Annotated in this window: 9 protein-coding genes; 3 read left to right on the forward strand and 6 right to left on the reverse strand. The window is 43.4% G+C overall.

What is annotated here, in order from left to right; translation table 11 throughout:
* Positions 1–20 precede the first annotated feature (20 nt).
* A complete protein-coding gene (locus BMX56_RS03695) occupies positions 21–827 on the reverse strand; it encodes a helix-turn-helix domain-containing protein (RefSeq protein WP_090640947.1) in 807 nt (268 codons plus the stop codon).
* 248 nt (positions 828–1,075) lie between these two features.
* Here BMX56_RS03695 and BMX56_RS03700 point away from each other — a divergent pair, with 248 nt between their 5' ends.
* A complete protein-coding gene (locus BMX56_RS03700) occupies positions 1,076–1,324 on the forward strand; it encodes a 4a-hydroxytetrahydrobiopterin dehydratase (RefSeq protein WP_255369762.1) in 249 nt (82 codons plus the stop codon).
* Positions 1,325–1,993: 669 nt separating this feature from the next.
* Here BMX56_RS03700 and BMX56_RS03705 read toward each other — a convergent pair.
* The 4 genes from BMX56_RS03705 to BMX56_RS03720 all read right to left on the reverse strand — a co-directional run bounded on the left by BMX56_RS03705 (position 1,994) and on the right by BMX56_RS03720 (position 7,843).
* Positions 1,994–2,602: a murein L,D-transpeptidase catalytic domain-containing protein gene (locus BMX56_RS03705; protein WP_255369763.1), complete on the reverse strand. Its 609-nt coding sequence runs from the start codon at positions 2,600–2,602 to the stop codon at positions 1,994–1,996.
* A 409-nt stretch (positions 2,603–3,011) separates the two neighbouring features.
* The gene (locus BMX56_RS03710; protein WP_090640954.1) at positions 3,012–3,878 is read right to left on the reverse strand and encodes a Rid family detoxifying hydrolase; all 867 of its coding nucleotides are present in this window, start codon (positions 3,876–3,878) and stop codon (positions 3,012–3,014) included.
* A gap of 367 nt (positions 3,879–4,245) precedes the next feature.
* The gene (locus BMX56_RS03715) at positions 4,246–4,488 is read right to left on the reverse strand and encodes a hypothetical protein (protein ID WP_090640958.1); all 243 of its coding nucleotides are present in this window, start codon (positions 4,486–4,488) and stop codon (positions 4,246–4,248) included.
* Positions 4,489–5,170: 682 nt separating this feature from the next.
* Positions 5,171–7,843 (reverse strand): PAS domain-containing sensor histidine kinase, encoded by a 2,673-nt coding sequence (locus BMX56_RS03720; protein ID WP_090640960.1) that lies wholly within the window; start codon positions 7,841–7,843, stop codon positions 5,171–5,173.
* A 210-nt stretch (positions 7,844–8,053) separates the two neighbouring features.
* On the opposite strand from BMX56_RS03720, the gene BMX56_RS03725 reads away from it, so the two are divergent.
* Entirely contained in the window at positions 8,054–8,245 is a 192-nt protein-coding gene (locus BMX56_RS03725; RefSeq protein WP_090640963.1) for a hypothetical protein, read from the forward strand.
* 102 nt (positions 8,246–8,347) lie between these two features.
* Here BMX56_RS03725 and BMX56_RS03730 read toward each other — a convergent pair whose 3' ends face one another.
* Positions 8,348–10,819, reverse strand: a complete 2,472-nt coding sequence (locus tag BMX56_RS03730; protein ID WP_090640965.1) for a TonB-dependent receptor — start codon at positions 10,817–10,819, stop codon at positions 8,348–8,350.
* Positions 10,820–11,393: 574 nt separating this feature from the next.
* Between BMX56_RS03730 and BMX56_RS03735 the strand changes: the two genes are divergently transcribed.
* Positions 11,394–13,328 carry a PAS domain-containing protein gene (locus BMX56_RS03735; protein WP_090640968.1) on the forward strand — a complete coding sequence of 645 codons (1,935 nt, stop codon included), beginning with the start codon at positions 11,394–11,396 and terminating at the stop codon, positions 13,326–13,328.
* Positions 13,329–13,483: the final 155 nt, after the last annotated feature.

A 13,483-nucleotide genomic window follows, 5' to 3' on the forward strand; every position in this document is an offset into this window, starting at 1 on the left:
GATGGGCCGCAGAATTGTATTTAACGGACATCTGTATAAATATGCCCCTTTATTTTGCTCATGTTCCGTTTGTATTCGCCGGGTGTTATTGCCGCGTAAGCTTTAAAAGTTTTGATAAAATGCGATTGATCGGCGAAATGACTTTGAAAAGCAATTTCCGTCAACGATAATTCGCCCTGGTGAATTAAATCCACCGCATGCAGGTATTTTTTGTAAAGTAAAATTTCTTCGGTATTCATTCCCGTTGCATCAAAAAGTTTCCTTGATAAATGACGGGGTGAATAGCATAGTGAATTTGCCAGCACAGTTACCGACGCATCATGTTGATTAGGTGCGTATATAAAACTATTCATTAATTGTTCGCGGGGTTGCCAGGCAATCAAATTTGGCCTGAGCCAGGCCAGGAAAACAGATACCCGCGCATCAAAATCATCTTGTTCGGCAAGTTGCTGCCAAAGTGAGTTGAATGTTGAATCAAGCAAGGTTAAGTCGACTGTAATATTTAAAAACTCGCAGGCGGGCACTTTAAAAATCTCTTTTATGGCCAAAGGTTGAAACTGGACACCAAAAAAAACCTGTTGTTTGGGGAGATGAAGCTGTATTGGCGTTGTGTTGAATCCACTAATAAAGCAATTGGATAAATAATGTAATTTGCCGCCAAGTTGGGCCGGAATAAATGAGCTGTCGCTAAAGTTGAAAATAACCTCTACTACGCCTTTGGGTATAATGTATTCCTTATGAAACTGGTGGAAAGTATCAACCTGCCAAATAGCATGGATAGCATGCTTAAAGCAATACTCGGTGGGTATATAGTGATTGTAGTTCAATTTTTAAGGAATTGATTATAAGGCCCCGTTTAAAAATTATCACTAATGCGGCCAGGAAGCTGAAGATGTGAAATTTCAATTCCTTCGGCTTTGTCGGTTAATATAAAGGAACGGATTTTTATTTTTCGATGCAAGCTACTCAGCGTGAATTGTTTGCGTGCCATCAGGTTCTTTTAGATTGATACTTATCAGCTATAAATAAAACACGATGTTATTTCGCCTGTTAAACAGAAGGAGGTAAAATAAAAATGATGTGGCAGAAAATTGATAACAAACTTTACAGGGCATTTAAATTTAAAGATTTTTCGGAAGCATTTTCTTTTATGACCCGGGTGGCCTTGCTGGCCGAATCGAATAATCATCACCCCACCTGGAAAAATGAATGGAATAAAGTTGAAATCTGGCTGTCGACTCACGACCAGGGAGATATCGTTACTGATAAGGATAGATCGTTAGCCTCCTCTATTGATAAAATATTGGAAGGTGTTTCGGTTTAAGGTTTTTGTGTTCTGCGAGATCCTTTTGCAGATGAATCTATCGGAATGGCGGTTACAAAATAGTTCATAGCCCGGTACGCGGTCTCAGGGTCCTTTTTCAAAGAGACCCTGAGGGGACATAAGAGCCCCTCAAAGCAATTGAGCGTTTTCAACCCCGTAGGGGTATAACATTTGTAGAAAAGATAGAAAAATAATGCCCGTGCCGTAGGTACGGAACTTATGTGGCGTACCTACGGCACGCAAAAATGTTAAATTACGATTGCTACAAATGTTTTGCTCCGATGGAGCAGCCTGTCATTTTCTTAACTTAATAGCTTGAAGGAGAGGAACCAGAGGGAGGATGCCTGTTGTATTGAAATAGTTCATCGCCTTGCATGCGGCCTAAGGGGCTTTTTTCAAAGAGACCCTGAGAGGACATAACTTCGGTGTTGGACATTCGAAATTCAGTGTTCGATATTATTTTTACTTTTGTCCCCTCAGGTGCTCTCGCAGAGGAACCTGAAGGAGAATTGCTATCGTATAAAAATAGTTCATAGCCCGGTACGCGGCCTCAGGGTCCTTTTTTCAAAGAGACTTTAAGGGGACGTAAAGTTGAATTTTTTGCCTTTTCGACTTAGACCTTAAGACTTTGGGCTAAATACAATCCGCCAATTTATTGTTGACACATCCCTAACTATATATCCACATCAGCATCCGTTTTTTTTGCTTCCTGATCAGCGCATCGACAATTTTAAGGGTGTTGTTTGATATGGCGGGGCAGCCCCAGCCTTCGGGCGTACCGTTGGGATATACATCGGCTTCGGCAACTTTTTCCCAGGAGTGGAATACGATTTGCCTGACATAGGCATTATTATTGGTGCTCTCCAACCCGGTTAAAAAGTATTTTACGTGGATGCCCCAGGCGCTGTAAGCCCGGCCATTAATCTGGTATTTCCCCAGGGCGGTACAATGGCTGCCGTCACTATTGCTGAAAACGGGTTTGTCTTTTGTCCACACGCCCGACCACGGCGCACTGGCGCAGCCATGGCTTACCAGGCCGGTAATCATGGTATCGTTTTTACGAAAATCCCAAACCATAAATCGCTTAACACCCGAGTGCAGGCTCATGTCTATCAAAATACAGTAACGGGCATTGTAGCCTTTCTGTTTGCAAAAAGCAAGGCTTTGTTTGGCCTTTTGCCTGGTACGGTTAACGTCGATATGCGGGGCAGCAGCGTTAGCGGCTGCGGTTAACAGCAGGAACTGCAATAGGGCGAGGAATTTAAGATAAGGTTTCACCGGTAATTAATAAATATTGTGATGATGTGAAACGTTTGAAAGAAGCGATTAGTATTCAGGGGGGTGCGTTTTAAATTTTCCGGGCCTTTTGGCCTCTCAGGTTCTCTCAGAGAGAAACCTGAGGGAATGGATGCCTGATGTGTAAAAATAGTCCATAGCCCGGTACGCGCCCTCAGGGTCCTTTTTCAAAGAGACCCTGAGGGGACACAACCTGAGGGAATGGATGCCTGATGTGTAAAAATAGTCCATAGCCCGGTACGCAACCTCAGGGCCCTTTTTCAAAGAGACCCTGAGGGGACATAACTTCGGTGTTGGACATTCGAAATTCAGTGTTCGATATTATTTTACTTCTGTTTTCCCTTAACTTAATAGCATTAAAGAGACCCTGAGGCCGCACATCATGCAATAATTAGTTATTAAAGCCTGCAACCGCCGCAATCTCAATCTGTGCCTGGCGTGGTAACTCCTTAACGGCTATGCAAACCCTGGCCGGGAATTTATGGTGAAAATATTTGCTGTAAACAGTGTTGGCAGCAGCGTAGTTATCCATGCTGGTAAGGTAGATGGTTACATTGACCAGGTCCTGGTAGTTAAGTTTATTTTTACGCAATACCTTGCCAAGGTTTTCCATTACCTGTGTTGCTTCTGCTTCAAATCCGTTGCTTACCAGTGTGCCGGTGTTATCAATTCCAATCTGCCCGGATATATACAATGCATCGCCGTAAATATAAGCATCAGAAAAGGGCAGGCCTGTTTTAGTTTCGCCGGATTTAGCCTTCCCATTATTCTGTTGCTGAATTTCCGTACCTTTCCTGTCAACCTGTATCCAGTATTCAACTATTTTTCCGTTGTAAACCCTGTAAACAGCGCTTCCTATTTCAGTTACTGGCAGCCCTGTAGCTTTAAATTCGTCCACATCCCCAATTTGATTGCCGGTTTGTTTCCAGCGGGCATAAACTTTGTCGTTACCGGCAATAAGTTCGGTAATTTCAAATTGGTAACCGCCATAGCTTTGCAGGAATTCATTGACATGCTGCCTGTAGTTTTCCGGTGTCCTGACAACGGTTTCCGGGTGCTCTGCATTAAGCTGATGTGCTTTTACCGAATCTGCCATAAATTCTGAGGCCCTTTCGGGTGATTTTCCGGAACGAACGATTTCTAAAAAAGCCCTTACTGTTTTTTCTGATTGTTGTGTAGTGCTCATAATTGTATTTTGTGCTTTGCTGCCAAAGGATATTGCTAATAAAAGCAATAGCGTAATGGTGTAATTTTTCATGATCCTGAGTTTAAATTAACGCAACAAATTTGAGCAAATATTTAAAAGCATAACAGATACAGTTTTTGCTTATTTAGACATAACAGATTGATTTTGGAAGTATAAAGCGCGGGAGAGAATGCGCCTGTACGTTGAGATGGCTCATTCACCTGGCATGCGGCCTCAGGGTCCTTTTTCAAAGAGACTCTGAGGGGACAAAAGGACAAATAATATCGAACACTGAATTTCGAATGTCCAACGCCGAAATTTTTCCTTCATTATCCGATATTGGACATTCGGTGTTCGATATTAAACCGACCTTAATTCCTTAACTTAATAGCATTAAAAAGGGCCCGGGCGACAAAATTGTTTTGAGTGCTATCTATTATCAAACAGCCGTAATCAGCGCAGCTCCGGCTTCGTCGATGTGCACGCGGCAATCGGCAACAGAAATATGGTGTTTGAATTTGCCGATGGGTTCAATCCAATCGCGCGAGGTAAAAACAGGGGCCTGGATGTTTACAGATTCTACCAGGATCTCTTGGCCATCCAGCACCAGCCGCCAGCATTTGTCATGGCCGTTGCTTTCGGTATTAAAACGGATTTGGGCAAGGTTAACTTGTATATTCATTATCAATAGGGGTATTGTAAATAATGATGTAGAAACGCCTGGCTTTAAGGATTATTATTTTGACGGATGGGGCGTTACCAAATTGTTACAAAATCTTGTTTACAGCCTCCGCAGCTCAAAATTCAACATATCATGGTAGGCGCAAAGGATTTATCGGGAGCCTTTGTATCTGTAATGTATAGCTGATAGATTCTTCGTATTTACCTATGACAAATCCCATTTTCCTGTCATCCTGAGGAACGAAGGATCTATCAGCTATGCATGACCGATAGAAAAGTTGGCAAATGCTTCGTTCCTCAGCATGACAGTCTTTTATTTTTAAATGTCATTCCTCCTTCATAGTTTACCTAAATTTGATAACTACCCACGACATATTGGGTTTTGGATAAACATTGGGCTTTGAACGCCGGCTACGACTCACCCCGGCTACGCTACGCTGGCCGACCCTCTCTCCGGCTTACGCCGCAAAGAGGGTGAAGCTCAATTTTGGTTTTATTGCCCCTCTATGCGACGCAGTCGGAGAGCGGGGCAGACGGGCGGTGCCTCGTCGGGGTGAGTCGACTAGCCGACATATATCATTTCTCCCTTCAAAATCCGCGGATTTCGCTAACCAGGATTGACACGGGAATTAGGCATTTCCTGCTAAATTTTGATACACGGTACAAGCGATTGGGTATTGCTGTTAACGGTATTCGGAGACCTGGACGGCTTCGGGCGCTAAATGGCTTGATGCGGGCAGGCCTATAGTAAAAACAGATCCGCTGCCTTCCTCGCTATCAATGGTAATATAGCCGCCGAGCGCCTCAATATGGCTTTTGACCAAAAATAAGCCCAGTCCCTTACCTTCAATATTTAAATTGAACCTTTTATAGGGCTTAAAAATGCTGTCCCGGTGTTTTATTAAATCAATGCCTATGCCGTTATCTTCTACGGTAACTATGGTACCTGTAACATCATCAACAATAGTGATAGTTACGCGTGGCGAATTGTTTGATCGGTATTTGATGGCGTTGCTCACCAGGTTATAAAATACACTGTACAAATAAGCCTTATGCGAGTAAATGATATGCGAGCCGCCGTGTATAGAAACCTCGACCTCCGTATGGTATATAACATCTTCAAGGTCGGTAACTACCTGGGCTATCAATGCGTTTAAATCAATTTTTTCTTTGGTAAGGGCTGTCGAACCATCGGTGATGGATACAATTTGGCTTAAGTCTTTTATAACGCTATCCAGCCTGTTCACTACAATTTTTAAATCGTGTGTGCATCTGGCTACCGTATCGGGGTCGTCGCTATCCAGTTCCAATAAATTTGCTATCCCCATGATATTAGCCACCGGCGACCGCAGGTTATGCGATACAATGTATCCAAACTGGTTAAGCTCCTTGTTACGTTCATATAAATCGCCGGCAAACAGTTTAAGCTCCAGTTCTGCCTTTTTTTGTTCGGTAACATCGCGCTGAATGGCCACATAGTGGGTTAAAATGCCCTTGTCGTCCATTACCGGATTAATAGAAAAGTTTGCCCAAAACTCTTCTCCGTTTTTTTTGTAGCTGATGGTGGTAATTTCGCATGGCTGGCTTTTACGTAAGGCTATACCCAGGCGCCGCAATTCGGCCACGTCCGATTTTGGGCCTTGCAGTATCAGGGGCGTTTTACCCATTACTTCATCGGCATTATAGCCTGTCATCCTGGTAAATGCTTCGTTTACATAAACAATGTGCGGCCCCAATCCATCAAACATGTTGGCATCGGTAATTAAAACAGCATCGGTAGTGTGCGTTATTATAGATTGGATTAGTTTTAAATGGTGCACTTCTGTTTTACGTTTGGTAATATCATGCATAGCGCCTACCATCCTTATGGCTTTACCCTTGGCGTTGCGTATTACAAAACCCCTGTCAACAACATAAGCGTAAGTGCCATCGGCTTTCAGGTAGCGGTATTCGTCTTTCCATTTGGTTTCGGTGCCGTCAATTACGGCGTAAATGCCTTTTATTAATTTATCTATATCTTCCGGGTGTATATGGTTTGTCCATGAACTGATGTTGCGCTGAATGCTTTCGCTGTTATATCCAAAAATAATTTCGAAGCCCTCGCCCCAATATAAGTTGTCATTTTCCAAATCCCAATCCCAAATAGCGTCTGAAGTTGCCTTGGTTACATAATTATAGCGCAGGTTAATTTCTTCCAGCGATAACGATAAAAGCTTCCGGGGCGTAATATCCTGCACCGTTCCCCGGAAAACTGCCGGCTGATTGCTGTTACCGGCAACCAGTTTGCCAATTTCATGTACCCATTTCATCGATCCATCGGGCAAAATAATACGGTATTCAAAATCTATTTCCCTGGCGTTATTTACGGCAAAGGCCTGCTCCCGGGCAAACCGCTCCCTGTCATCGGGGTGAATGGTTTTATAAAACAGGCTGTAATCGGCCGCGAACGAATCCCTGTCGGCCCCCCAAATGGTATATACCTCGTCAGACCAGTACCTGTTTTTGCCATCCAATTGCACCTGCCAATAGCCCAACCCGGCAATTTTTGTAGCAATACGTAGTTTCTCTTCCGAGTTTTTTAGTTCGTTTTCTGCTTTTAGTTTCTCTGTTATATCATTTACGAGCACCAGTGAAGCTTTGCGGCCATTAAACTCAATGACATGACCGGTAACTTCAACGTGTATCAGATCGCCGTTTTTTTTCAGGTGCCGCCAGCTTTTTTTGTGGATAGAGCCATAAGATGCTTCGCTTTTTGTGGCTTCATTAATAAGGGCAATGTCTTCCGCGGGGCGTACCTGCCTGATGTTTAACTTTAAAAACTCCTCCCTGCTATAGCCATATTTTATCAATGCTTCTTCATTGCAATCCACAATCTGCAGGGTTTCAAAATCCCAGATAAACATGGGCGATGGGTTGTTATCAAAAAGGAGCTTGTATTTTTGTTCGGATTCGGTTAAGGCTGCTTCCTTGTTTTTTTGGTCGGATATATCGCTAAAAGCAATAACTATTCCTTTAAAAATGCCATTATCAATAATTGGACTTGAGGAATGCCTGATATTGAACGCCGATCCATCGGCCCTCCGGTAAACATGGTCAAGATTGTGTTGTCCGTTAACGGCCTTATTTACGGTGCATATGGCGCATTCGCTTTCGGGGTATACGTTACCATTTATGTCGCGATAATGGATAAGGCTATGCATGTTTTTGCCAATGCAGGCCTGGCGCGGGTAACCAAGCATCTGTGTGGCCGCCTGGTTAATAAACATACAATTGCCTTGGGTATCAATGCCATATACGCCCCTGTTCAGGGTGTCAACAATTTGCTCAAAGTTTAAATAGTGCTGTTCGGCAGGCATCCGGTGTAATTAACTTCCCCTTTTTTACGCAGGTTAAACACAACTTGTTGTTATTGTTTGCATTTTAGTAACCAGCCGGGTTATAACAGGAAGGTGTTTATAAAACAGGTTTATTATATTATTATTAGTGGCCGGGTTGGCAAATATTAATTATTAAAACAAATGTAACCTTTGTTTAAGCGGTGCGTACAAATCAAAAATGATTAAATTATGGATATTGTTGTAATACTGGGTGCCATACTATTGGGTTTAGGTATTTTATTAATAGCGGCTATTCTGTTTTTTAGCGGGGTAAAATATATTCAAAGAAAATATTACCCCACCTGGAAATTTCCGGATTATATTAGCGTGGGATATGCCGAATACCTGTACAGGAAGTATATAAAAAGAAGTAAATCTTAACCCTGAAATCCAAACCTGCCCTGCAAGATTTAAATTAAAAGATAAGGTGAAGGCTATCCGCCCGCCACAAGTGCATAGCACCCTGAATGGGGGCGGTTTTTATTAATTATTGTTATTGCTGCTGCCTTCCTTTAAATCATCATTATTGATGGTTTTTTTAGGTTTTTTGGGCTTTTGAACAGACATGCCACCAAACTTATAAGTAAACGTTACCTCGATGCTGCGGTTGTGCATTATGTTTACGGCATTCTGGTTAATGTTGCCTGAATTAACAACTGTAGGTATTCTGAAGCCGTTAGTCAGAAAGTTATCTGCGCCAATGCCAATACTGCCTTTTTTGTTGGCAAACTTCCTGTTAAAACTTAAATTATATACTCCGAAACTTCCCTGGTAACCCTGTAGCTGTATTTGGCGCGAACGGTGGAAGGCAAATGCCTGTACCGAGTACTTGTCTGACAGGTCATAGCTGCCAAATATGCGGTAGTTGGCCACCCAGCCATGGTTGGATGCCCGGAAAAGCGGATCGGGGTCCTGGTTATCCAAATCAAGGTAATACATATCAAGGCCGCCATTAAGGCTTAGCTTGCTGGTGAGTGTAAGGTTGGCCGATAGGCTCATACCATAGGCATTTTGCTTGCCCAAATTTTGATAGCTGGTTTTTATAGTATCGCCGCTGCTTGTCCGGATGGTTTGGATAGCATCGTTGGTATTGCGCATAAATGCCGAAATATTGAAATGGTTACTTTTAATATTGGTGCTGTAGGCCAGTTCAAAATTGTTGGTAAACTCGGGCTGCAGGCCAGGGTTACCGCTGGTTATATTCAGTGGGTTGGATGCCTGGATATTGGGGTTTAAAAACTCGATGGATGGGCGCTGAATGCGGCGGTTGTAGCCCAGTTTAATCATATCGCCATTATCAAACTTTTTGCTGATGTTGAGGCTGGGTACCAGTATGCCATAGTTGGGAATGGTAACTGCCTGCCCGCTCAGAAAATCGGCGCTGATGGAGGTATACTCGTACCGGGTACCTGCTTTAATGGTGTAATTCTTAAAAGGGTTAAAGGTAAATGATAAATATCCCGATGCCACATTTTGCTTGTAGTTAAACGCGTTTGACAGGCTGGCCGACGATACCGGCTGATAATTGAGTGAGCCGTCGGCTGCCGACAGGTACGTGTAATCGCTGGTTACTGTTCTGATAATATCCTTGGCGCCAAATTCCAGCAGCTGGTTTTTGGCAAGCGGTGTTTGGTAATCGGCCTCCAGGGTAAGCTCCTTATTAACGCTGTTGTTATTATTTTTTAATCCGCCAATTGACGATCCATCGCTTTGATCAAGAAAAATACTTTCAAAATTATTGTGGCGGTTATTCTGGCTGTACTCTGTCAGGAAGCTGAATTCGCGCTCGGGCTTTTTGCCGGTGAGGGTATAGGTTAACGTAGCATCAACCGAAGTGGAGTTGTTGGTGATATTGTTTTTTTGTAGGGACGAACCGGTAAGTACGTCATTCAGATAGCTATTGGTCAAAAAGTTATCCTGTACAGTTGGGTGGTTGTTGGCGCCAAATACCACGCCAAGGCTAAGTGAATTGTGCTCGTTAATATCATAATCAACCCCCGCGTTATAACGGGCAAACAAAAATTTATTATGCGTATTGGCCGATTGTGTGGTGAGCAGGGCATCGCCCGAGGTAAGGCTGGTTATGGTTTGGCTATTGTTAAACTCGCCGGGGATATTGTAACCTGTACGGCCAAAACCACCCAACGAAAAAGTGAGCTTACCTGTTTTGTAGCCGCCGTTAAGGCCCAGGTCGGCGCCGCGTGTGCCGGCTGCCGAGTTTAAGTTTAGCGTAAGCCCCTGCAGTGTGTTTTGTTTCAGGATGATGTTGATGATTCCGCCCGATCCTTCTGCATCGTATTTGGCCGATGGCGAAGTGATCACCTCCACGCTTTTAATCAAATCGGCAGGGATTTGCTTTAACGCGTCAGATATGCTTGCCGAAGCCATAGCCGAGGGTTTGCCATTGATAAGCACTTTAATGTTTGAGCTGCCACGCACGCTCACATTACCGTCAAGGTCAACCGATACCATGGGTACGCGTTTCATTACATCTGTGGCATCGCCGCCGCGGGCAGTCAGGTCGTTTTCGGCGTTGTATACGGTGCGGTCTATCTTCTCTTCAATCAATGCTTTTTTGCCGGTAACCTGTACTTCCTTCAACAGCTTACTATCGGGGCTAAGCAATATGCGGCCCAGCTTAAGCATACCGCCATCAACTTTAATATTGGCGATGGTTTTATTGGCATAGCCCAAAAAGTTTATCCTTAAGCGGTAAGTACCGGCAGGTAATTTATCGATGGTAAATTTACCGTCGGTGGCAGTTATTGTGCCGTTTACAACCTTATTGCTCGCCTGGTCAAAAACAGATACGGTAGCATAATCCACGGGTTTCTGGCTCACCGAATCGATAACAGTACCGGTAATGCCCGTGCCTGCATCGGTAATTAGGTTAGCTGCTTTTACCATGGTGAAAGGTAAAAGGAACAAGAGCAGGAATTGTAATTTTAGTTTCATGCCCCAAATAAAAACCAATACAACCGTTTGGTAAAACGCGATAGACGGGCGTAAAGAAATAATCGACCACGGGGCAAATCACCGGGACGGAGGGTTGTTTAAGTATAGCGGGCAAGGCTTCATCGGCACAAATGGGCGTTTGGTCGATAGATGGGGAGCAATAGATCGTAACAGGGCCTGATGTTCTAAGGATATCCAAAACAGTTGATAAAACCGAGTACAGCTCGCTACCCCCTTCCCCCCGTTAGCGATAGACGCGGATACCGGCCTCGTGCCTAACGCCTGTGCAGTATGAGCAGATAGCGCGGGCAGCAGGTAACGGCATGAAAAGAATCAGTACGCTGGCAATCAATCCTTTTGTCACGATTATTTTACACGATATTTCTTGGCAAACGGGGTATTTTATTTGTGGGCTTTAATATTGGGAGCTATATATTAATTACATTGACAACATACAATAATACGCATGTTTGTTAAAAACCGTACAGCGCTATGGTTGATGCTTATAGATATTTATTGTAACCAATAATGTATTTAAACGTTTAATTTAATTAAATAATTTAACCCGAAGCTAATGCGGCATGGTGCTTTACGGATAGCCCTTATTTACATCATTATCAGTTTGCTCTGGATCACTTTTAGTGATCGTTTGCTGTTTTATCTGGAGCATAACTTTACCGGCGAACAGGTTTTATTCATTAGCAGTGCCAAAGGGTATTTTTTTGTAATTGCCAGCGGGGTGTTTTTGCATTACCTGATAAAAAAGAACGACGCAAAGCTTAAGCAAGGCGAAACCCAGTACCGCAATATGTACGAGGCTAACCCGGTGCCTATGTGGATATATGACGAAGCCCTTAATATAGTTTCGGTTAATGACGCCGCCGTGAGCACATACGGTTACAGCAAGGCCGAGTTTTTAACAAAAAGTATCCACGATATCCGCCCACCCGAAGATGCCGGAAAGGCGATCGAGGCGGTCGGGAGCTTAGCGCCCAATCTGAATTTAAGCGGTAGGTGGCGGCATATCAAAAAGGATGGCAGCATTATCCAGGTAAGCGTTACATCGCATAAAATAACTTTCAACAACAACCCCAATATACTGGTAATGGTGCGGGATATGACCGAACAGCTATTATTTGAGCAGCGGTTAGAAAAAATAAACCAGGATATTTCAAACAAGAAACAAAATTTAAGAGAAACGCAGCTGATATCAAAGGTGGGCGGCTGGGAGTATTTTCCGGATACCCGTAAGCTGCTATGGTCGGATGAGTTGTACACGCTTACAGGTATTGATAAGAATGATGAGCGGGAGCCCTTCGACATTTACCTGGAACATATTTTTCCGGAAGACAGGCCAATGATGATGGCCGGGCTTAACGATTTGATGACCAATGGCAAAACCCTTGATGTAACCCACCGCACTAAAGTGCTTAACGGCGAAACCCGGTATATGCGGCAATTGGCCCGTTTAGAAACGGTACCGGGCATGCCACTAAAAGTAATTGGCTCGATGCAGGACATTACCGAGCTTAAGGAACTTGAAGTAGAAAAAAACAGGCATTTAAGCAACCTTGAAAATACGCTGAACAGCATTAGCGATGCCTTTTTTGCCCTGGATTACAACATGTGCATCACCCGTATTAACCAGGCTTTTAAAGATATTCTTGACGGAAAATTTACCAAAATTGTTGGCGAAAGTATTTTTACGCTCTTCCCCAAAGAGAGGAACCGTATGTACCCTTATTATCAAAAAGCGCTGGAAGAGCGTGTAATTGTACGGATGGAAGAGTATTCGCTGGTGTTAAACAAATGGATCAGGCTGGCCGCCTACCCAACGGATGACGGCGTGGCAGTTTATTTTTCGGACATAACCGAAAATAAATTGAAAGATATTAAGCTTAAAGAAGCCGTAGAGCGGTATGAACTGTTGGCGCAGGCTACCAAGGATGTGATTTATGATTTAAATATACCTGCCGACACCATTATTTACAATGCCAGCCTAACCCAGCTTATTGATGTTTCTTATGAGCAAATAACCTATAACCTGGAGTGGTGGCGCAGTTTGATCCACCCTGATGATGTTGCCGAAGTAGTAACAAGCCAGCAAAAAATTAAAAACGAAGGCAAAACAAACTGGGCCTGCGAGTACCGTATAAATTGCGGCAATGGCGTATATAAGTATATTATGGACCAGGGATACTTTATTTATAACGAACAAAAGGAACCTGTAAGGCTGATAGGCGTTATTAAGGATATTAACGATTTAAAACAATCTATCCAGGAAAATAAACGGCAGAATGAATTTTTAAAAGAGGTGGCCTGGCTAAGCTCGCATGAGATAAGGCGACCGGTTGCTACCATGCTGGGGCTGATGTACCTGGTAGATATAGCCGACAGTAATGACGAGAAAGAAGAAGCATTTGAATTGCTGAAAGTTACTATCAAGGAGATGGACGGCATCGTTCACCTGATTCACAACAAAATTAATGATGCTGTTGATTTATCGTAACAGATTATAACAGGCTGGATCCTTATGCAATAAAAAATCCCCCGGCAATTAAGCCGCGGGGATTCAATCAACGAAACCTATAACAAAGTTTTTGTATTACTGTCGCGTCAACGATAAATTGACGGATAGTCTTTAGCCCAAAGTCTTAAGTTCTA

Source organism: Mucilaginibacter sp. OK283, from assembly GCF_900110415.1.
Classification (GTDB): domain Bacteria; phylum Bacteroidota; class Bacteroidia; order Sphingobacteriales; family Sphingobacteriaceae; genus Mucilaginibacter.